Raw genomic sequence first — 18,268 nt, 5'->3', positions numbered from 1 at the left:
CCTCCTGTTGTTTTTAGGTTAACATTATCGTAGCGAAAATATTTACTTGTTGTCAATCAAAATATTTTGATAAGAAGGCTTTAAATAGTCTCTTAGCAATGTATATGGAATACGAAATTGCGGAATTCCACTTGAATACGGAGCAATTTCATATAAAGGGAAATAAATGACGAGATTGTCTGGCTCTAAAAAGAAGTGAAACTTTTTCATACTCATTACCTTTTCAGTTGCATCAGGAAAATAAATACTTTCATTTTGTTTAATTTGTCTTACAATCTCTGCACGGATTACATCTTTATATTTATCTTTTTGTTGAAATAAATCGTCTAAGTGCAGTAGCTTTTTTTCGTTTAAATCAAATGTATTTGCCTTCCACGTATAAAGACCATGTGCTCCGCCAGTATATTGATAGTAATTCACATATAGGCTAAGAAAAGGTGGTTTGTTTAATGAGACTTTATAATCGACATTTGCTACGTACGGATGAAATGGTGTACTAGATCCTTCTGTCTCTTTATAATATTTTTTTGCTTCTTTTTCTAATTTGTTTTTAAATTTGTCAGTGGATTTTTTGTAATATAAATTGAGCTTATTTTGAAATTTAGAGTCAGAAAAGTTGTGAAAAGAAGGCCTATTTATTTGATATTCTATATAAGGTTTCTTACCTTTTTGCGTTACAGTCTTAACATCGATTGTCAGGTTAGATGCTTTGGCTGTTATTGCACAATTTGGTACAATAGTCAGCAAGGAGAACATAAGCAGTAATATACAAAATTTCTGTTTCATTTAGGTGAAGCCTCCTTATATAAGTGTTATAAGTAGTTTGAAAATAAATAGGTAAAATTATACATTTAATTAAAGTAAGAGAAGGAGGAAGCGATATGGCAAAAACTTTAATGGATTCACTTGGAATTGAGTTGTTAGAGATGACAGAAGAAAAGGTGGTTGCTACGATGCCTGTTGATGAGCGTACGCATCAGCCGTTTGGATTTTTACATGGTGGTGCATCGGTTGCATTAGCAGAAACAGTGGCAAGTGTTGGTTCATACAATTTGATTGATCAAGAAAAATGTATTTGTTTCGGATTAGAAATTAATGCAAACCACATTCGCTCAAAGAAAGATGGAATTGTAACAGCGATTGGGACACCGATACATAGAGGACAATCGACAATGGTTTGGGATGTTCGCATTATTGATGAAAATGATGATTTACTATGTATATCAAGATGTACAGTAGCAATTAAAGAAAAACGTGAAAAGTAAAAAAGAGGCGCTCTTATGAGCAGCCTCTTTTTCTTATAATTAGAACTGGATTTTCTTCTCTAAGAAACCTTTTAGTTCGCTAATTGGCATACGAACTTGTTCCATTGTGTCACGGTCACGTACTGTAACAGCTTTGTCTTCAACTGAGTCGAAGTCGTATGTGATACAGAATGGTGTACCGATTTCGTCTTGACGACGGTAACGTTTACCGATAGAACCAGTTTCATCAAAGTCTACCATGAAGTCTTTAGCTAATTCTGCAAATACTTCAGTAGCACCTTCAGATAGCTTTTTAGATAATGGTAAGATAGCTGCTTTGTATGGTGCTAAAGCAGGGTGGAAACGAAGAACTGTACGAGAATCGTTTTCTAATTGTTCTTCTTCATATGCATCACATAAGAATGCTAATGTTACGCGGTCTGCGCCTAAAGATGGCTCGATGCAGTATGGTACGTAACGCTCATTCGTTTGTGGATCGATATAGTTAAAGTCTTCGTTTGAGTGTTCCATGTGACGTTTTAAGTCGAAGTCTGTACGAGATGCAACGCCCCAAAGTTCGCCCCAACCGAATGGGAATTTGAATTCAATGTCAGTTGTTGCATTACTGTAGTGAGATAACTCTTCTTCACCGTGGTCACGAAGACGCATGCTCTCTTCAGTCATACCAAGTGAAAGTAACCAGTTTTTACAAGTTTCACGCCAGAATGCGAACCACTCTAAATCTTCACCAGGCTTACAGAAGAATTCAAGTTCCATTTGTTCGAATTCACGTGTACGGAATGTGAAGTTACCAGGCGTGATTTCGTTACGGAAACTCTTACCGATTTGGCCAATACCAAATGGAAGCTTTTTACGCATAGAGCGTTGAACGTTTTTGAAGTTTACGAAAATACCTTGTGCTGTTTCAGGACGAAGGAAAATTTCGTTTGTGCTAGACTCTGTAACACCTTGGAATGTTTTGAACATTAAGTTGAACTGACGGATTTCAGTGAATTCTTCACTACCGCAATCAGGACATTTTACTTCATGTTCTTTCATTAAGTCAGCCATTTGGTCGAAAGTAAGACCGTCAACAACCATTTCAATGCCTTTTGCATCTAAAGCATCCTCAATTAATTTGTCAGCACGGTGACGAGCTTTACATTTTTTACAGTCGATCATTGGATCGTTGAAGTTACCAACGTGACCAGAAGCGATCCAAGTTTTAGGGTTCATTAAAATAGCTGCGTCTAAACCAACGTTGTGTGGAGATTCTTGAATGAATTTTTTCCACCAAGCTTTTTTAACGTTATTTTTTAATTCGATTCCAAGTGGACCGTAATCCCAAGTGTTTGCAAGACCACCGTAAATTTCAGAACCAGGGAAAACAAAACCGCGATGTTTCGCTAAGTTTACAACTTGTTCCATTGAATACATAAGAAAATCCTCCTTTTGAAAGTTAACGTATTGGCGATGATATACTCTGATACTTTAGAAACGAGCAGTATATGCTAAAAAGAACATAAAAAAACGCTCATCCCAAGGCTTATTTGCCTAGGGACGAGCGTTTGCCCGCGGTTCCACCCTAGTTGATACACAAAAGGTGCATCCACTTTATCATGTATTGCTCGGGACTGCCGTTTCCTTGCGGCTTCAGGCTTTCACTATCCCTGAATCGCTTTTTATGCAAGTACTTATAAGTCCGTCATCGCTACTTATATTAATAATAATGAACATATTCTAACACGTTCTTTTTTAAATCTCAATAGAGGAACGTGTCTATCTATGATAGAGTCTCGCCTATTTTTTCATTATTTATTCCGTAATTTTGTTTAATATGCTTAATTGCTTCACGCTTACTTAATGGAGCGAGTTCATTGTTTTGCACGTATTCCCAAACTACATCCGGATTTGTTTTTGCATATTCACGAAGGACCCAGCCAATCGCTTTTTGAATGAAAAATTCTTTTGAAGAATGTAGTTGCCCAATAATCCAGAAAAGAAGTTCTTCATCCATCTTTTGTTTATATTTCAGTTGGAATAAAATAGCGGCACGTTGTAACCATATGTTATCTGATGCAATCCATTTTGGAATATACGCAGAAATTAATTCTGGGTGTTTTAAAAAGATAGTACCTAAGAATGTAGGGACGATGCTATCGACAGAGTCCCACCAAGATTTTGTGACAATAAGTTCTTCTAAGAAGGGGATATGAGTTTCGTTTATATGCTTTTTATATTTTTGCATGATATCAAGTGCGGCCGCTTGGAATTCACGTTCTGGTAAGTCCCAAAGCTCGCGTACAATAATTTGGAAGTCTTTTTTATCTGGGAGAGTATGTATTTGAATGACGTCTTTTAATAATTGGCGCCTTTCCGGTGTTTGAATACCTAGAAATGGGAAGTGATTTTTCATATAACGAGTCATAGGTTCTGCTTTTTCAGGATTTTGATGAGCTGTAAAATGCTCTTGTAATGCTTTTACAAATGGATGCATACGTGTTTCTCCTCTCTTATTCTCTTTCTTCTCTTATTATACAAAGAGTTTGGATAAATTTTAAAACATAACTTGCAATGTAATGAAATATGTTGAAAGTAGAGAGGAGAGGATAAGATGGAGGATCAAGGCGTACTAGCAGGTTTCTTTGCTCTTAGTTTTGCGTTTATTCTTGTTGTATTGATTTGGGCAATTATTGCGTATTTATTAACGGCTTTTGCACTGTATACGATGGCGAAAAATGATGGTGCAACGGATGGTGCTCTTGCGTTTATTCCTTTTTTAAATAGTAAGATATGGGGTGATTTAGCAAAAGACAAATTACCGGATTTCTTAAAAGAAGAAGCGGGATGGAAAGTATTCGGCATATATGTCGCATGTTTCATTTTTAACTTCGTACCAATTCTATATTTATTAGCAACAGCTGTATCGATTGTGCTGTCTATTTATCTTATCTACGCAATTTTAGATAGATACGGAACGAATTCTATATTGTTTACGATTATTCATACAATCACATTTTCGGTTTTCTTACCGATTCATTTATTTATTATTCGAAATGAACCGGTGAGATATAAAGAGTAGATTTTTCGTTTCTGTTGATAAGTCGATATATTTTAGATATAAGTAAAAAAGCGCCCTGATTATCAGGGCGCTTTTTCTACTACATAAGGTAGCGTAAATAAATATAAATGTGAGAAATGATTAATGAAACGATCATAATTGGGAAACCGACTTTTAGGAATTCCATGTAACTAAATTTATGCCCTTCGCGGCTCGCGATACCTGCAACGATTACGTTAGCAGAAGCTCCGATTAATGTTCCGTTTCCGCCGAGACAAGCACCTAGTGCTAATGCCCACCATAATACATCGATTTGTGCGTCAGATGGTGATAAGCCTAGCCCAACTGCCATATCGTTAATAAGTGGAATCATTGTTGCGACAAATGGGATGTTATCAATTGTTGCAGAGGCGATACCAGATACCCATAAAATAAGGATGGATGCGTAAGAAATATCTCCGCCTGTTATACCAATTACTTTTTGAGCTAACATTTTGATAAGACCGATATCGATAAGCCCTCCAACAAGTACGAATAGCCCTGCGAAGAAGAAGATTGTTACCCACTCTACGCTTGCAAATACTTCTTCAATTTCATGCTCTTTCACACCAATTAACATAAGTACAGTAGCACCAGTTAAGGCAATGATAGCCGCATCAATATGGAAAATAGAATGAGTCATGAAACCTACAATTGTAAGTCCAAGTACCGTTAAAGATTTTTTCATTAATACTGGATCTTTAATGTATTGTTTTTCATCTAAGCTCATTAATTTTTTGACTTGTACAGGATCGGCAATTAATTGTTTGCGGTACATGAAGTAAAGTATTGTTGCTGTAACTCCAATAATAATAATTACGATTGGTGCTAGATTCAATAGGAAAGCATTGAAGTCTAAATGTTTATTGGCAGAACCAATCATAATGTTAGGTGGATCACCAATTAATGTTGCCGTTCCCCCAATGTTTGAAAAAATAATTTCAGAAAGTAAATAAGGAACAGGATTTACTTGCAGTATGCGCGTAATAGATAAAGTAACTGGAACAACAAGAAGTACAGTTGTAACGTTATCTAAAAATGCGGAGCCAAGCGCAGTAAGTAGGGAAAGGGAAATTAAAATTTTAATTGGATTTCCTTGTGCCCTTTTTGCTGCTTTAATGGCAACGTATTGGAAAACACCTGATTTACTCGTAATGTTCACCAAAATCATCATACCGATGAGTAGCGTAATCGTTCCCCATTCAATATGTTTCGTAAAGGCGTTATGTAAATCGACGACCCCCACAATTACCATGAGTGCTGCACCAAGAAGTGCGATGACAGCGCGATTAATTTTTTCAGAAATAATAATGGCATATGTAATTAAAAAGACTGCGATAGCAAAATAATACTGCCAGTTAGCGAGTTCTTGCGTTGTTTCGTGCAAAAATCTCATCTCCTTTCATTCATTTTTCTTAGTGTGTCAAATATTAACTAGATGAAACACACATAACGTCATTATAAAGTAGAAAAACTGCGGATGTAAATGAAAGGAGGGATTTTGTCATATTTTCTGCATAGGTCATTTTTTCTTATTTTTTAAAATATTTGTGGGCATTTGACATATATATAAGATACATCCAATCTGAATATTTAAAATGGAATTAGCATTCGAGCTTGTTCGTGTAGGAGTGTCAAATAGAAAGGAATGACAAAAATGATAAGGAAGGGATCGTATGGATGAACAACGATTTTTATTTTTAGACTTTGAGTTTACGATGCCCCAGCATAGAAAAAAACCGAAAGGATTTTTTCCGGAAATTATTGAGGTAGGACTCGTTTCAGTTGCTGGCTGTAAGGTGGAAGATACGTATTCATCACATGTCAGGCCGAAAACATTTCCCTCCTTAACGGATCGATGTAAGAAGTTTTTAGGAATAAAACAAGAAGTCGTGGATAAAGGGATTTCATTTCCTGAACTCGTTAAGAAGCTTGCAGAATACGAAACGAAATGTAAACCGACAATTGTAACGTGGGGAAATATGGATATGAAAGTGCTGAAGCATAATTGTGAAATGGCAGGGATAGCTTTTCCATTCTTCGGGCAGTGTCGTGATTTATCGCTTGAGTATAAGAAGTTTTTTGGGGAAAGAAATCAAACAGGATTATGGAAAGCAATTGAGGCGTACGGAAAAGTAGGGACAGGGAAGCATCATTGTGCGCTTGATGATGCGATGACGACGTACAATATTTTTAAACTAGTAGAAAAAGATAAAGAGTATTTAGTAAAACCAGCACCACCAACATTAGGAGAACTCGTTGATTTTTCAAAAGTGTTAAAGAAAGTGAGCACACAGTAACGACCAAATTGCACATTATGTAATTTGGTCGTTTTGTTTTTTTAGAGTTTGTAGTCCTTCTTTAACTGTTCTAATGTTTCTAGACTACGCTCTGCAAAAGGTGAATCATCTTCAGAAAATGAATTCATTTGAGTTTCTAATGCTAATTTTAGTGACTCGGTATAATCAGGAATTTCTCCTTCATATTTCTTTACCATTTGCGGTGGAATGTTCGTTTGCTCACGAAAAGCTAAAGCGCGTCTTTCATGGAAAAATGGTACGTCAGCTTGTTTTACGTTATGTAAGTCACCTTGCACCGGATGTTTTAAAACAGCTAATACTTTTACGACATAACTACCAGGACGGCTATTTGTAATTTCGCCGATGTATTTTCCTGTTTTATAAATACCAGTAACGATTTCACCAATTTCAAATGTTTCTCTCATATTTTTCACCTCAAGTTTATAGTAAGGAAAGTAGGAGGAGGAGTCAAAGAAATCATTCACTTTCGGAACGCCTCTTGAGAATATGAACTGGTTCAACTATAATTTAAAGATATATAACAGAAAATTCTGATGTTTTTTTGAATCCTATAATTAAGGAGTGTTCGTTATGATGCCTTTATATTTTCCGGAAGATAAAACAGAATATATTATTCCAGGGATTGTGTGCGTTCTATTTATTATCGGTGCTATTGCCACGTGGCGCATGTTTATTCGTATATCAAAAAGAGAAGCAGAGCGATTACAGAAAGTTGAAGAAAAACTATTAGCTGAAAAGAAACAGTAACGCATTTTTGTATGTTTCCCTCTATGCTCGGACAATCTAAGGGCAGAATATATTTTGGAGGGAATGGAATGAAGAAACGGCTTTTTTTCAGTTGTTGTTTATTATTTCTGATGGCAGGTTGTGACCAAGGAAAGCCGAAAGAAATTGAAGTGAAATTACATAATGCTTCAGGAGATGAAGTAGGGACTGCGAAAGTAGTTCAGCAAACAAGTGGAGTGAAAATTACGATTAAAGGGGAAGGTTTCACGCCAGGACCACACGGACTACATGTACATGAAATCGGAGAGTGTAAGGCACCTCGTTTTGAATCATCCGGGAATCATTTTAATCCTGATGATAAAAAACATGGTCTTCTTAATCCGAAGGGTGCAGAAAACGGTGATTTACCGAACGTAATTGCAGACGGTTCTGGAAAGATCAAGGCAGAAATCGACGCGCCGCACATAACGCTTGAAGAAGGAAAAACAACGATTCATAGAAAAGATGGAGCGTCTATTATTATTACAGAAAACGCTGATGATGGTATGACACAACCGACAGGTAAATCAGGTGATCGAATTGCTTGTGGTGTCATTGTAAAAAAAGCATCGGATATGAAGAAAAAGTAAAAGCTACCGTGCATGGTAGCTTTTTTTGTGAAACGTAATTGAAAAGATATGGATAAAGGAGGTTGTCCTAAAATGATTTATGACAGCCTCTTTTCTTATTATGAAAACGTATGACGCAGTCTGTTCAAAATTTCTTCTAAAACAGATCGTGGACAGCCGATGTTAATTCGAATATGTTCTTCCCCACCTAACCCGTATTTCTCACCAGGTTCAACGATGATTTTTCCTTTTTCCTCAAGTAATGCAGTACGCTCGTTTTGAGAAAGCTTTAGACGAGAACAATCAATCCATAATAAAAAGCTACCTTCTGGCTTCGTTACGGAAAGAGCAGGTATGTGAGTTTTGATATATTCATAAGCAAATTGAGCATTATCTTCTATATATAATCGAATTTCGTTTAGCCAATCATTACATTCTGTATAGGCACTTTGCATCGCTGTGTAGGCGAAGATATTTAACCCGTGGAAGCCTTGTCTATATTGGATAGCTGTAAAGGCGTGACGGAGTTTTTCGTTTGGAATGATAATAATCGACGCTTGTAATCCAGCGATATTAAATGTTTTACTTGGAGCCATACAAGTGATAGTGCGTTCTGCTAATTCTTCAGATAAGGAAGCGAACGGTGTATGTGTATGGTCTGCATAAATGATATCGGAATGAATTTCATCCGCGACAACGATTACGTTATATTTAGTACATAACGATCCGAGCTGCACAAGTTCCTCTTTCGTCCAAACGCGTCCGATTGGATTATGAGGGCTACAAAGAAGCATGAGTTTGACGCCTTGCTGAAACTGCTTTTCTAAATGCTCGAAGTCTATCACATATGTATCATTTTGTTTCTGTAATGGACTCACGCATAACTGCCTATTATTTGTTGTGACCATTTCGAAAAATGGAGGATAAATAGGTGGTTGTACGAGAACGGATTCGTTTTCTTTTGTAAAAGCCTGTATGCTCGTACTAAGAGCTGGAACGATCCCTGCACTAAAGACGATCCATTCTTTTTGAATGTCCCAGTCGTATTGTTGTTTTGTCCAGTTACAAATAATATCCCCAATATTTTCAGGGGGAAGTGTGTAGCCAAAAATCGGATGTTCGATCCGTTGTTTTAAGGCAGTTTGAATTGGTTTTGGTACTTCAAAATCCATATCAGCAATCCAAGCATGGATAAGTTCTTCGTTTTTATATGTATCCCATTTTATACTATGCGTTCCACGTCGATTGATTGCTTTATGAAATAGTTGCATAAGTTTGCCCCCTTCTTCTGTAAAACCAATAAGTTACGAAAGTTCTCTCTCTTCTTATAGAATAGCTGATGTGATAGGATAAAGAAAAGTATTAAAAAGTGAAAAGGCGGGAAGCGAATGGGTACATATGAAAAGATGATAGAGGTTGTGAAGAATTGGGATCCGTTTCAAATGGGACCGGAGTTTTATGAAACAGAAGCGAGCGATGTTGTGAACGTCATAAGTGTGTTTGATGATCCAAAATACATCGCAAAGAAGATTCAACATATATACTTTATGTCTTTTGAGGAAGTACCTGCGCTTGAAAAATGTGAGAAGTTAGCTGTGGAATTACTTGTAATAAAAGAAGGCGGAAGTTGTTCATTATAGGCTGTCGGAATTTCCGACAGCCTTTTTTATATTATCCCGCTATTTGCTTGGTAGTAAGACCCCACCTCAAAATTCAGCGGAAGCAAAGAAGTTAGGTGGGGACTGATTAAAGTTTCACTTTATTGCGCAGAAAAAGCGATAATTTCTTCATAAACATGTTTAGGCTTTTCTTCAGGTAGTAAATGTCCTGTATTTTCGTAAGAAATAAATTTTGAATTCGGTAAATCTTTGTGTAGACGATGACCTACATGTACAGGGACGACGCGGTCTTTTTCACCCCAAATGAGCAAGATAGGTGTTTCGATTTTTTGTAATTCAGTTGAAGATAAGTCACCTTCACGGTCTCGTATCATGCGAGTTAAAGCGGGAAATATACGGTCGTCATAAAAAGGAGCGGAGTAACCTTTTTTCATTTCATCGTCAATTAATGAGTGATCATGAACGACATTCATTAAGTTATGAACAATACCGCGTCTAATAATCCAGTTCTTTACGTATAAATGAAAGAACGGTAAATAAGAAGAGTATAGTAAAGGTAAGGTTGCGCGTGCTAAATAGCTAGAGCTGCATAGTAAAATCGTTTTTGAAATGAGTTCAGGACGTATACGGTTTACATAGAGAGAAATTTGCCCACCCATAGAGTGCCCAACTAATACAATGTTTGAGAGAGATAAATGTTCAATTAAATCAATAATAATCGTTGCTAAATTGTGATAAGAATACTTAAACAGATGAGACTTATCACTTTTTCCGAACGGTGGTAAATCAAGAGCAATCACTGTTCCTGCTTTCGATAGTAAGGGAATGAGACGACGGTAACTAAATGAGGAAGATAAAAAGCCGTGAACGAGTACGAAAGTAGGACGTTCTGTTTTGTTATCGTGTTCATACAATTCGTAATGAATAGTAGTGCCGCGAGTGGAAAAAGTGAAATAAGGACAAGTATATTCGTGATTCATTTTTTGTCACTCCATTGATTTTTGTTCATATCATCTCCAAGGAAGAAGAAAATATGTTAACAAAAAAAGGCAAGATGACGATGTCATCTTGCCTTTCGTTTATTCAGTATTACCCGCGAACAATATTAGGCGGTGTTTTTCCTTGTAATCCTGCAACTAAATTTTCAGCGGCGGTCATAGCCATTTGCTGCCTAGTTTTTAATGTTGCAGATCCGATGTGTGGTAAAGTCACAACATTTTGTAATGATAAGAGTGGATTATCTTTTTGAATCGGCTCTTGTGTAAATGTATCGATACCTGCTGCAAAGATTTTCTTTTCTGTTAAAGCATGGATTAACGCTTCTTCATCTACTGTTTTCCCGCGAGAAGCATTAATGAAGATTGCTGTTTCTTTCATTAATGAAAATTCCTTTTCTCCGATAAGGTGATATGTTTCATCTGTTAATGGAGTAAGAAGAACAATAAAGTCAGACTGCTCCAGTAGCGTCTGTAAATCACAATATGTAGCATCGAATTTTTGTTCAGCTTCTTCTTTACGACGGCGGTTATAGTAAAGAACATTCATATCAAATCCGAATTTTGCTCGTTTTGCAACGGCTTCTCCAATTCGGCCCATACCGATAATACCAATTGTGCTATGGTGTACATCTAGTCCGAAGTGTTCTTTTCCAATTTCAGCGTTCCATTCACCATTTTTCACATAAGAATCGAGTTCGCAAACACGGCGCCCAGCAGATAACATAAGGGCGAAAACGAGATCAGCTACTGTATCATCTAATACGTATGGTGTATTCGTTCCGATAACATTTCGGTTTTTCATCGCTTGTAAATCAAAATTATCGTAACCGACAGAAATGTTGCTCACTACTTTTAAGTTAGGAGCCACTGTCAGTAATTCTTCATTAATAGCAGATCCGAAATTTAATAACCCATCTTTATCTTGTATTTTTTCTAATAGAACATCACGGGGTACTTTCTCATTTTGATCCCATTTTTCATAATCACAGTGTTCTGATAAATAGTTTTCTACAAATGTTGGAACTGGTTCAGCAATATAAACTTTTGGTTTCACGATTCCATCCCCTTTCGCTTTATCACGCATTTTTCCACTGATTAAAGTTTCACTTTACCCCGCATTAACGGACAGTAAGTCTCCCAGCTCAAAAAGCAGCTCAAGCAAAGAGGTTAGGTGGGAGAGCAACTGTCCGTAAAAGCCCGATTGGTGTGGGCTGATAATCAGTGGGGTGAAGCATTTCGCTGATTAAAGTTTCACTTTATTTTGACATAATTCAATAGAAAAATCTTCTTTTCAAACTGGAAAGGGTATTTGTATAATTTAAACACAAACGAAAAGGAAGGATGATTTATATGGTGACAGAAAAAGAATTAGAATTATTAGCTTGTCTTGAAAAGAGTAGTCGATTATCTGTAGATACATTAGCGAAGCTGTTAAATATAGAGGTAGAAGAAGTAAAGAAGATGGTTGCGAGGTTAGAAAATGAAAAGATTATTGTGGATTATGTAACACATATTGATTGGACGAAGGTGAAAGAACATACAGGTTTAACGGCAATGATCGATGTGAAAGTTACGCCAAAGCATGGCGTTGGGTTTGATGCGGTTGCTGAACAAATTTATCGTTATTCAGAAGTGAAATCCGTTTATTTAATGTCAGGGACATATGATCTTTCTATTACATTAGAAGGGAAAACGATGGGAGAAGTAGCGATGTTTGTTTCTGAGAAATTAGCAACAATTGAATCTGTTGTTTCTACAACTACTCATTTCATTTTGAAGAAGTATAAACATGAGGGCGTTATTTATGAAAAAGACGATGATGATAAGCGAATTGTGGTGACACCATGAAGCAATTTGAACTATCTAGATCAGCAGAATCTTTAAAACCATCTGGTATTCGAAAATTTTTTGATTTAGCAGCAAATATGAAAGGTGTTATTTCCCTCGGGGTAGGAGAGCCGGATTTTGTTACACCTTGGAATGTAAGGCAAGCATGTATTCGTTCTTTGGAACAAGGGTATACGTCATATACAGCAAATGCAGGATTATTGGAGCTCCGTCAAGAAATAGCAAAGTATCTAAAAAAACAATTTGCAGTATCTTATGATCCAAGTGATGAAATCATTGTTACAGTTGGAGCGAGCCAGGCGTTAGATGTAGCGATGCGCGCCATTATAAATCCTGATGATGAAGTGCTCATTATTGAACCGAGCTTCGTTTCTTATGCACCACTTGTGACATTAGCTGGAGGAGTTCCGGTTCCTGTGGCGACTACGTTAGAAAACGAGTTTAAAGTACAACCAGAACAAATTGAAGCAGCTATTACAGCGAAAACAAAGGCAATTTTGCTTTGTTCACCAAATAACCCGACAGGTGCAATGCTAAATAAATCCGAGCTTGAAGAAATAGCAGTGATTGTTGAGAAGTACAATCTAATCGTATTATCTGATGAAATTTATGCAGAACTTGTATACGACGAAGTATATACAAGTTTCGCGAGTATTAAAAATATGCGTGAGCATACGATTTTAATTTCAGGATTTTCAAAAGGATTTGCGATGACAGGATGGCGCCTCGGTATGATTGCAGCTCCTGTTCAATTTTCAGAATTAATGCTCAAAATCCATCAGTATTCAATGATGTGTGCACCGACGATGTCTCAGTTTGCAGCACTTGAGGCGTTACGCGCAGGGAACGATGAAGTAATTCGAATGAGAGATAGCTATAAGAAGCGTCGTAACTTCATGACGACATCTTTCAATGAAATGGGCTTAACGTGTCATGTGCCGGGCGGAGCATTTTATGTTTTTCCTGCTATATCTTCAACCGGATTATCTTCAGCGGAATTTGCAGAACAGTTATTGTTGGAAGAGAAAGTGGCCGTTGTCCCTGGTAGCGTATTTGGCGAAAGTGGTGAAGGATTTATTCGTTGTTCATATGCAACGTCGCTTGAACAACTTATGGAAGCGATGAAGAGAATGGAACGGTTTGTAGAAAATAAAAAAAGGACAAAACGTAATACGTTTTGTCCATAAAAGGGGGGGAATACTAGAAAGCCATGTGTTAGTAGTCTATCCCAATATTGGAGAATTATACTTCTTTAAGGGAAATTTTTCATGAATTTTGAATGAGTTCTGTCATAGTGGTATAATTTACTAATATAAGGTATACGCATTCTAGATAACGTTATCTAGAATGCGTACTAACCAATCGGATATTTAAAATAAATATATCTGCTTTGCTCTTTATAATTGTAGAGAGAATGGTAAACGTATGGGAGTGTTTCATATGTCAGAACAATATACAACAGGAGTGGTTGTAACAGGGAAAGTGACTGGAATTCAAGATTACGGTGCATTTGTAGCGTTAGATGCAGAAACACAAGGACTTGTGCATATATCTGAAATTACAAATGGATATGTAAAGGATATTCATGACTTTTTAAAAGTCGGCGATACAGTAGAAGTAAAGGTACTTTCAATTGATGAAGAGCACAGAAAAATGAGTTTATCGTTAAAAGCGGCGAAAAGAAAACAAGGAAGGATTCTTATACCGAACCCATCTGAAAACGGATTTAATACGCTGCGAGAAAAGTTGGCAGAATGGATTGAAGAGTCCGAGTTAACAAAGTAAAAGAGGAACGCATATGAGCGTTCCTCTTTTACTTTATCTTATGATATATATTTGCAAATATGATTGCATGCAATCATATTCGTATGTCGGAGGTGAAAGGACATACTGACTATCGAATTTCGTTTGTTTCTGGGTGTGTACCAAGATTTTCAGATGGTTTAAACAGTAAACCAAGATTGATAAGCCCAGATATACCAACGATGCCGTAAATAATACGTGCAAGAGCTGAATTTTGTCCACCGAAAATGGCTGCTACTAAGTCAAACTGGAAAAATCCGATTAGTCCCCAGTTCACAGCGCCAATTACAGTAAAGACTAATGCGATACGTTGCAAAGTACTCATGAAAAAGCCCCCCTTAATTGTGAAGCATGAGCAAGCGATGAGTTAATTAACTCTTTTATAGAATGGGGTAGTTATGTTGTTTTTATACATAAAAAATGTTCGAAAGATGATGTATATACATCTATACCGAAAAATACGAATTTTTATGCAAAAAATGAACTTTTTCTAAAAAATATATATTGGTTACGTTTACAATGGTTGAATCGCTTGATTTACAACTTCAGTTTCGCTAAAGTGAATACAGAAATACATATCCATAATTGGAGGGAAAAAGATGAGTACACATGTAACGTTCGACTATTCTAAAGCGTTATCCTTCATCGGTGAACATGAAATCACTTATTTACGTGATGCAGTGAAAGTAACACATCACGCAATCCACGAAAAAACTGGAGCTGGGAACGATTTCCTTGGGTGGGTAGACCTTCCGCTTCAATATGACAAAGAAGAATTCGCTCGCATTCAAAAATGCGCAGAAAAAATTAAAAATGACTCTGACATTTTACTTGTTGTAGGTATTGGTGGTTCTTACTTAGGGGCACGCGCAGCAATCGAAATGTTAAACCATTCTTTCTACAACACGCTTTCTAAAGAACAACGTAAAACTCCACAAGTGCTATTTGTTGGACAAAACATTAGCTCCACTTACATGAAAGATTTAATGGACGTATTAGAAGGTAAAGACTTCTCTATTAACGTTATTTCCAAATCAGGTACAACAACAGAGCCAGCACTAGCATTCCGTATCTTCCGTAAGTTATTAGAAGAAAAGTATGGAAAAGAAGAAGCTCGCAAACGTATTTATGCAACTACAGATAAAGCACGTGGTGCATTAAAAACACTAGCTGATAACGAAGGTTACGAAACATTTGTTATTCCAGATGATGTTGGAGGACGTTTCTCTGTATTAACGCCAGTTGGTTTATTACCAATCGCAGTAAGTGGCTTAAATATTGAAGAGATGATGAAAGGTGCAGCTGCTGGTCATGATGACTTCGGAACGTCAGAACTAGAAGAAAACCCAGCTTACCAATATGCAGTAGTTCGTAACGCTTTATACAATAAAGGAAAAACAATTGAAATGCTTGTTAACTATGAGCCAGCACTTCAATACTTCGCTGAGTGGTGGAAACAGTTATTTGGTGAAAGTGAAGGAAAAGATCAAAAAGGTATTTTCCCATCTTCAGCAAACTTCTCAACTGACTTACACTCATTAGGTCAATACGTTCAAGAAGGTCGTCGTGACTTATTTGAAACAGTTCTTAAAGTAGGTAAATCTACACATGAACTAACAATCGAATCAGAAGAAAACGATTTAGACGGATTAAATTACCTTGCTGGTGAAACTGTAGACTTTGTAAACACAAAAGCATACGAAGGTACATTACTTGCACATAGCGACGGGGGAGTACCAAACTTAATCGTCAATATTCCTGAATTAAATGAGTACACATTCGGTTACCTTGTATACTTCTTCGAAAAAGCATGTGCGATGAGCGGCTACTTACTAGGGGTAAATCCATTTGACCAACCTGGCGTAGAAGCATACAAGAAGAACATGTTTGCTTTACTTGGTAAACCAGGATTTGAAGAATTAAAAGCAGAATTAGAAGAGCGTTTAAAATAATAAAAAGCGACCGGAATCCGGTCGCTTTTTATTATTTTATCGAAAAGTCCATCAGTATATTCAAGCTAGAGTGGGTATGCTAAAGGAAAAGTCTTGGAGGGATGGACTTGATTCCAATTCAATCAAATTTAGAAGGACGTACATATGCGCTATTTAAGTTAGAAGAGATTATGAAACCACTTGGATATAGCATTGGTGGTAATTGGGATTATGATAAAGGATGCTTCGATTACAAAATCGATGAAGAAGATGGGTATCAATTTTTACGAGTGCCGTTTACAGCAGTAGATGGTGAACTGGATGTACCTGGTGTAGTAGTCCGTCTTGAAACGCCGTATATTCTTTCGCACGTATATCAAGACGAACTAGATGATAATGTGAATACTTTAACCGCTGGAACGAGTGGGATGGATCAATTTGCTGAACCGAAAGATCCAGATGGAGATGTAAAAAGAAAATATATCAATATTGGGAAAGTGCTCATGCAAGAACTAGAGCGTCATTTTATTAATGGTGAATAACAATGAGTATGTCGCTTTCGATAAGAATGAAGGTATGGACTGGATTAATCATATATTGATCATCACGCTTTATACCTAGTAAGAGAATGTTTTGTTTTAGAAGGGTATAGCTACAATTTGCAAAGGTTTGTCCGGTGCAGGACGGAGAAAGCTCCATCAGTTGTAATTTGTTATCAGAGATTTCATCGTAAAGTGAGAATAGTACACCTGAAATAGAAGGGAATAAAAGAGAAGCGGTAAATACATAACTCGTTAATTTATTTCCTTCTATAATTTCTGACGCGCCCGCTCTCGTTGCATTTTGAATTTGTTCAGTAGTAAGTAGTTCGGCGATGCAGTGAATGTTTGGATTGAGTCCTTTCGCAGTTAAAATATTTAAAATGGACTGTGTATCTGCTAAGCTTTCGTTCTTTTCTTTATCCGCTGTTATTAATATGGTGTGTGCCGTTGCAATATTAGCCTTTAATAAAGTTTGATCGTGATGCGGACAACCTTTTATAAATTCTAAATGATGAAAGGGTTTTGGGAGTAAAGAAAGTGTTTCATCAATTAAAACGATATCAAGGTTTGGTTGTAGTACATGCATTTGCTTTACAACATGTTTTGCACGCTCATTCCAGCCAACGATAATCATATGACCGTTAGAGGTAGCGGCTTCTTCACCTTTAACTTTCATGTATTGTTTACTAATCATCTCAGTAGCGAATAGAACCATATAATAAGAACAAAAGCCAGTTCCTAATAAAATAATACTTATACCTATTAGTTTTCCTATCGTTGTATGGGGAGCAAAGTCGCCATATCCAACTGTAAAAATGGTAACAATTGACCACCAAATTCCGTCAAACCATGTAGTGAAATGAGAGGGTTCTAATCTATGTATAAGAAAACCAGAAAAAGCAGTGAGTACAATAATAAAACAAATTAAACGAAAAATAATGGAATCACGAAATGTATCTACTAAATTCGGACGGGATTTCAATAGTAAATTCCTCCTTGTTTTGCAGGACTACATTCATTGTTACCATTATAGAAAAAAGAAAAACTCTCTAATTAAAGAGAGTTTATTTTATGCTACATACTTTCCACTTCAGTTTGTTGGACACTTTCAAGATGCTGGAGAGTATAGTAAACATCAGCGGTATGTCTTTTTTGATCAATGGACAGTTTAAGATGTAAATAGTGAGAACCGTTTTCTAACGTTTTAAGCTTCATATTTTTAACGTTTATATCCATTTCTTTTATCTCCTCGATTACAACCGGGATATTGTCCATATTTCGCACAACAAGTTTCACTGCAATATCACGTTGACGAAATGATCTAGGACCTACAAACTTCATTGTCAATGGTATAAGTTCGACACTAATCATAAGAAAACACATTCCGAAAATTGCCTCGATATAGAAACCAGCTCCAACGGCAATACCAATACCAGAAGCACCCCAAATCATAGCGGCAGTCGTGAGTCCTGCAATGCTATCGTTGTCTCTTCTTAAAATTACGCCAGCACCTAAAAAACCAATTCCT

General features: G+C 36.7%; 22 protein-coding genes (1 of these 22 cut by a window edge). 11 read left to right on the top strand and 11 right to left on the bottom strand.

Going from position 1 to position 18,268, the window contains the following annotated elements:
- Nucleotides 1–42 precede the first annotated feature (42 nt).
- On the bottom strand, nucleotides 43–786 hold the full coding sequence (locus NZ044_RS24315; RefSeq protein WP_000810328.1) for a DUF3298 and DUF4163 domain-containing protein: 744 nt from the start codon (nucleotides 784–786) through the stop codon (nucleotides 43–45).
- Between the two features lie 95 nt (nucleotides 787–881).
- On the opposite strand from NZ044_RS24315, the gene NZ044_RS24310 reads away from it, so the two are divergent.
- Nucleotides 882–1,265 (top strand): hotdog fold thioesterase, encoded by a 384-nt coding sequence (locus tag NZ044_RS24310; protein WP_001140616.1) that lies wholly within the window; start codon nucleotides 882–884, stop codon nucleotides 1,263–1,265.
- Nucleotides 1,266–1,304: 39 nt separating this feature from the next.
- On the opposite strand, the gene NZ044_RS24305 is transcribed toward NZ044_RS24310, so the two are convergent.
- Together NZ044_RS24305 and NZ044_RS24300 are read right to left on the bottom strand one after the other, a co-directional pair.
- Complete coding sequence (locus NZ044_RS24305; protein WP_000287148.1) at nucleotides 1,305–2,681, bottom strand: glycine--tRNA ligase; 1,377 nt, start codon at nucleotides 2,679–2,681, stop codon at nucleotides 1,305–1,307.
- A gap of 346 nt (nucleotides 2,682–3,027) precedes the next feature.
- The gene (locus NZ044_RS24300; protein ID WP_000553316.1) at nucleotides 3,028–3,741 is read right to left on the bottom strand and encodes a DNA alkylation repair protein; all 714 of its coding nucleotides are present in this window, start codon (nucleotides 3,739–3,741) and stop codon (nucleotides 3,028–3,030) included.
- Between the two features lie 117 nt (nucleotides 3,742–3,858).
- Here NZ044_RS24300 and NZ044_RS24295 point away from each other — a divergent pair, with 117 nt between their 5' ends.
- A complete protein-coding gene (locus NZ044_RS24295) occupies nucleotides 3,859–4,326 on the top strand; it encodes a hypothetical protein (protein ID WP_000390065.1) in 468 nt (155 codons plus the stop codon).
- A 79-nt stretch (nucleotides 4,327–4,405) separates the two neighbouring features.
- Here NZ044_RS24295 and NZ044_RS24290 read toward each other — a convergent pair whose 3' ends face one another.
- The gene (locus tag NZ044_RS24290) at nucleotides 4,406–5,731 is read right to left on the bottom strand and encodes an ArsB/NhaD family transporter (RefSeq protein ID WP_000545235.1); all 1,326 of its coding nucleotides are present in this window, start codon (nucleotides 5,729–5,731) and stop codon (nucleotides 4,406–4,408) included.
- A 289-nt stretch (nucleotides 5,732–6,020) separates the two neighbouring features.
- Here NZ044_RS24290 and kapD point away from each other — a divergent pair, with 289 nt between their 5' ends.
- Complete coding sequence (gene kapD, locus NZ044_RS24285) at nucleotides 6,021–6,644, top strand: 3'-5' exonuclease KapD (protein ID WP_000344356.1); 624 nt, start codon at nucleotides 6,021–6,023, stop codon at nucleotides 6,642–6,644.
- 41 nt (nucleotides 6,645–6,685) lie between these two features.
- Here kapD and NZ044_RS24280 read toward each other — a convergent pair whose 3' ends face one another.
- On the bottom strand, nucleotides 6,686–7,069 hold the full coding sequence (locus NZ044_RS24280) for a kinase-associated lipoprotein B (RefSeq protein WP_118961983.1): 384 nt from the start codon (nucleotides 7,067–7,069) through the stop codon (nucleotides 6,686–6,688).
- Between the two features lie 166 nt (nucleotides 7,070–7,235).
- On the opposite strand from NZ044_RS24280, the gene NZ044_RS24275 reads away from it, so the two are divergent.
- Both NZ044_RS24275 and sodC read left to right on the top strand, forming a co-directional pair.
- Nucleotides 7,236–7,412, top strand: a complete 177-nt coding sequence (locus NZ044_RS24275; protein ID WP_000982756.1) for a hypothetical protein — start codon at nucleotides 7,236–7,238, stop codon at nucleotides 7,410–7,412.
- Nucleotides 7,413–7,480: 68 nt separating this feature from the next.
- Entirely contained in the window at nucleotides 7,481–8,020 is a 540-nt protein-coding gene (gene sodC, locus NZ044_RS24270; RefSeq protein WP_000746518.1) for a superoxide dismutase [Cu-Zn], read from the top strand.
- Between the two features lie 98 nt (nucleotides 8,021–8,118).
- Here sodC and NZ044_RS24265 read toward each other — a convergent pair whose 3' ends face one another.
- A complete protein-coding gene (locus NZ044_RS24265; RefSeq protein WP_001175811.1) occupies nucleotides 8,119–9,270 on the bottom strand; it encodes a MalY/PatB family protein in 1,152 nt (383 codons plus the stop codon).
- Nucleotides 9,271–9,387: 117 nt separating this feature from the next.
- Here NZ044_RS24265 and NZ044_RS24260 point away from each other — a divergent pair, with 117 nt between their 5' ends.
- Complete coding sequence (locus NZ044_RS24260) at nucleotides 9,388–9,639, top strand: YugE family protein (protein WP_000537641.1); 252 nt, start codon at nucleotides 9,388–9,390, stop codon at nucleotides 9,637–9,639.
- Between the two features lie 119 nt (nucleotides 9,640–9,758).
- On the opposite strand, the gene NZ044_RS24255 is transcribed toward NZ044_RS24260, so the two are convergent.
- Together NZ044_RS24255 and NZ044_RS24250 are read right to left on the bottom strand one after the other, a co-directional pair.
- Entirely contained in the window at nucleotides 9,759–10,598 is an 840-nt protein-coding gene (locus tag NZ044_RS24255; RefSeq protein WP_001015203.1) for an alpha/beta fold hydrolase, read from the bottom strand.
- Nucleotides 10,599–10,707: 109 nt separating this feature from the next.
- Nucleotides 10,708–11,700: a 2-hydroxyacid dehydrogenase gene (locus NZ044_RS24250; protein ID WP_001205003.1), complete on the bottom strand. Its 993-nt coding sequence runs from the start codon at nucleotides 11,698–11,700 to the stop codon at nucleotides 10,708–10,710.
- Between the two features lie 266 nt (nucleotides 11,701–11,966).
- Here NZ044_RS24250 and NZ044_RS24245 point away from each other — a divergent pair, with 266 nt between their 5' ends.
- From NZ044_RS24245 to yugI, 3 genes are all read left to right on the top strand, one after another.
- The gene (locus NZ044_RS24245) at nucleotides 11,967–12,464 is read left to right on the top strand and encodes an Lrp/AsnC family transcriptional regulator (protein ID WP_000255696.1); all 498 of its coding nucleotides are present in this window, start codon (nucleotides 11,967–11,969) and stop codon (nucleotides 12,462–12,464) included.
- Nucleotides 12,461–13,651, top strand: coding sequence for an aminotransferase (locus NZ044_RS24240; protein WP_000808529.1), 1,191 nt, complete (start codon nucleotides 12,461–12,463; stop codon nucleotides 13,649–13,651). Before NZ044_RS24245 ends, NZ044_RS24240 begins: the two co-directional genes overlap by 4 nt.
- 253 nt (nucleotides 13,652–13,904) lie before the next feature.
- Nucleotides 13,905–14,249, top strand: a complete 345-nt coding sequence (yugI, locus tag NZ044_RS24235) for a S1 domain-containing post-transcriptional regulator GSP13 (protein WP_000003764.1) — start codon at nucleotides 13,905–13,907, stop codon at nucleotides 14,247–14,249.
- Nucleotides 14,250–14,358: 109 nt separating this feature from the next.
- Here the strand turns inward: yugI and NZ044_RS24230 are convergent, their stop codons facing one another.
- A complete protein-coding gene (locus NZ044_RS24230; RefSeq protein WP_000105788.1) occupies nucleotides 14,359–14,592 on the bottom strand; it encodes a DUF378 domain-containing protein in 234 nt (77 codons plus the stop codon).
- Nucleotides 14,593–14,866: 274 nt separating this feature from the next.
- On the opposite strand from NZ044_RS24230, the gene NZ044_RS24225 reads away from it, so the two are divergent.
- Nucleotides 14,867–16,219, top strand: a complete 1,353-nt coding sequence (locus NZ044_RS24225; protein WP_000103654.1) for a glucose-6-phosphate isomerase — start codon at nucleotides 14,867–14,869, stop codon at nucleotides 16,217–16,219.
- Between the two features lie 107 nt (nucleotides 16,220–16,326).
- Nucleotides 16,327–16,740: a YugN-like family protein gene (locus NZ044_RS24220; RefSeq protein ID WP_000612326.1), complete on the top strand. Its 414-nt coding sequence runs from the start codon at nucleotides 16,327–16,329 to the stop codon at nucleotides 16,738–16,740.
- Here NZ044_RS24220 and NZ044_RS24215 read toward each other — a convergent pair.
- Together NZ044_RS24215 and NZ044_RS24210 are read right to left on the bottom strand one after the other, a co-directional pair.
- On the bottom strand, nucleotides 16,727–17,722 hold the full coding sequence (locus NZ044_RS24215; protein WP_000842324.1) for a potassium channel family protein: 996 nt from the start codon (nucleotides 17,720–17,722) through the stop codon (nucleotides 16,727–16,729). The two genes, NZ044_RS24220 and NZ044_RS24215, sit on opposite strands and share 14 nt — an antisense overlap.
- Before the next feature lie 92 nt (nucleotides 17,723–17,814).
- Nucleotides 17,815–18,268, bottom strand: the 3' portion of a protein-coding gene (locus tag NZ044_RS24210; protein ID WP_340950015.1) for an MgtC/SapB family protein. It continues 227 nt past the right edge of the window; only the last 454 of its 681 coding nucleotides appear in the window; its start codon lies off the right edge, out of view; the stop codon is at nucleotides 17,815–17,817.

It is taken from the genome of Bacillus sp. FSL K6-1338 (genome assembly GCF_038006965.1).
Classification (GTDB): Bacteria; Bacillota; Bacilli; order Bacillales; family Bacillaceae_G; genus Bacillus_A; species Bacillus_A thuringiensis_S.
The sequence above is the reverse complement of the archived record's forward strand: the minus strand, read 5'-3'. Positions and strand labels throughout refer to the sequence as shown.

Coding starts and splice junctions, on each gene's coding strand:
- NZ044_RS24315 (WP_000810328.1), bottom strand. CDS start 786: ATGAAACAGAAATTTTGTATATTACTGCTTATGTTCTCCTTGCTGACT.
- NZ044_RS24310 (WP_001140616.1), top strand. CDS start 882: ATGGCAAAAACTTTAATGGATTCACTTGGAATTGAGTTGTTAGAGATG.
- NZ044_RS24305 (WP_000287148.1), bottom strand. CDS start 2,681: ATGTATTCAATGGAACAAGTTGTAAACTTAGCGAAACATCGCGGTTTT.
- NZ044_RS24300 (WP_000553316.1), bottom strand. CDS start 3,741: ATGCATCCATTTGTAAAAGCATTACAAGAGCATTTTACAGCTCATCAA.
- NZ044_RS24295 (WP_000390065.1), top strand. CDS start 3,859: ATGGAGGATCAAGGCGTACTAGCAGGTTTCTTTGCTCTTAGTTTTGCG.
- kapD (WP_000344356.1), top strand. CDS start 6,021: ATGGATGAACAACGATTTTTATTTTTAGACTTTGAGTTTACGATGCCC.
- NZ044_RS24280 (WP_118961983.1), bottom strand. CDS start 7,069: ATGAGAGAAACATTTGAAATTGGTGAAATCGTTACTGGTATTTATAAA.
- NZ044_RS24275 (WP_000982756.1), top strand. CDS start 7,236: ATGATGCCTTTATATTTTCCGGAAGATAAAACAGAATATATTATTCCA.
- sodC (WP_000746518.1), top strand. CDS start 7,481: ATGAAGAAACGGCTTTTTTTCAGTTGTTGTTTATTATTTCTGATGGCA.
- NZ044_RS24265 (WP_001175811.1), bottom strand. CDS start 9,270: ATGCAACTATTTCATAAAGCAATCAATCGACGTGGAACGCATAGTATA.
- NZ044_RS24260 (WP_000537641.1), top strand. CDS start 9,388: ATGGGTACATATGAAAAGATGATAGAGGTTGTGAAGAATTGGGATCCG.
- NZ044_RS24255 (WP_001015203.1), bottom strand. CDS start 10,598: ATGAATCACGAATATACTTGTCCTTATTTCACTTTTTCCACTCGCGGC.
- NZ044_RS24250 (WP_001205003.1), bottom strand. CDS start 11,700: ATGCGTGATAAAGCGAAAGGGGATGGAATCGTGAAACCAAAAGTTTAT.
- NZ044_RS24245 (WP_000255696.1), top strand. CDS start 11,967: ATGGTGACAGAAAAAGAATTAGAATTATTAGCTTGTCTTGAAAAGAGT.
- NZ044_RS24240 (WP_000808529.1), top strand. CDS start 12,461: ATGAAGCAATTTGAACTATCTAGATCAGCAGAATCTTTAAAACCATCT.
- yugI (WP_000003764.1), top strand. CDS start 13,905: ATGTCAGAACAATATACAACAGGAGTGGTTGTAACAGGGAAAGTGACT.
- NZ044_RS24230 (WP_000105788.1), bottom strand. CDS start 14,592: ATGAGTACTTTGCAACGTATCGCATTAGTCTTTACTGTAATTGGCGCT.
- NZ044_RS24225 (WP_000103654.1), top strand. CDS start 14,867: ATGAGTACACATGTAACGTTCGACTATTCTAAAGCGTTATCCTTCATC.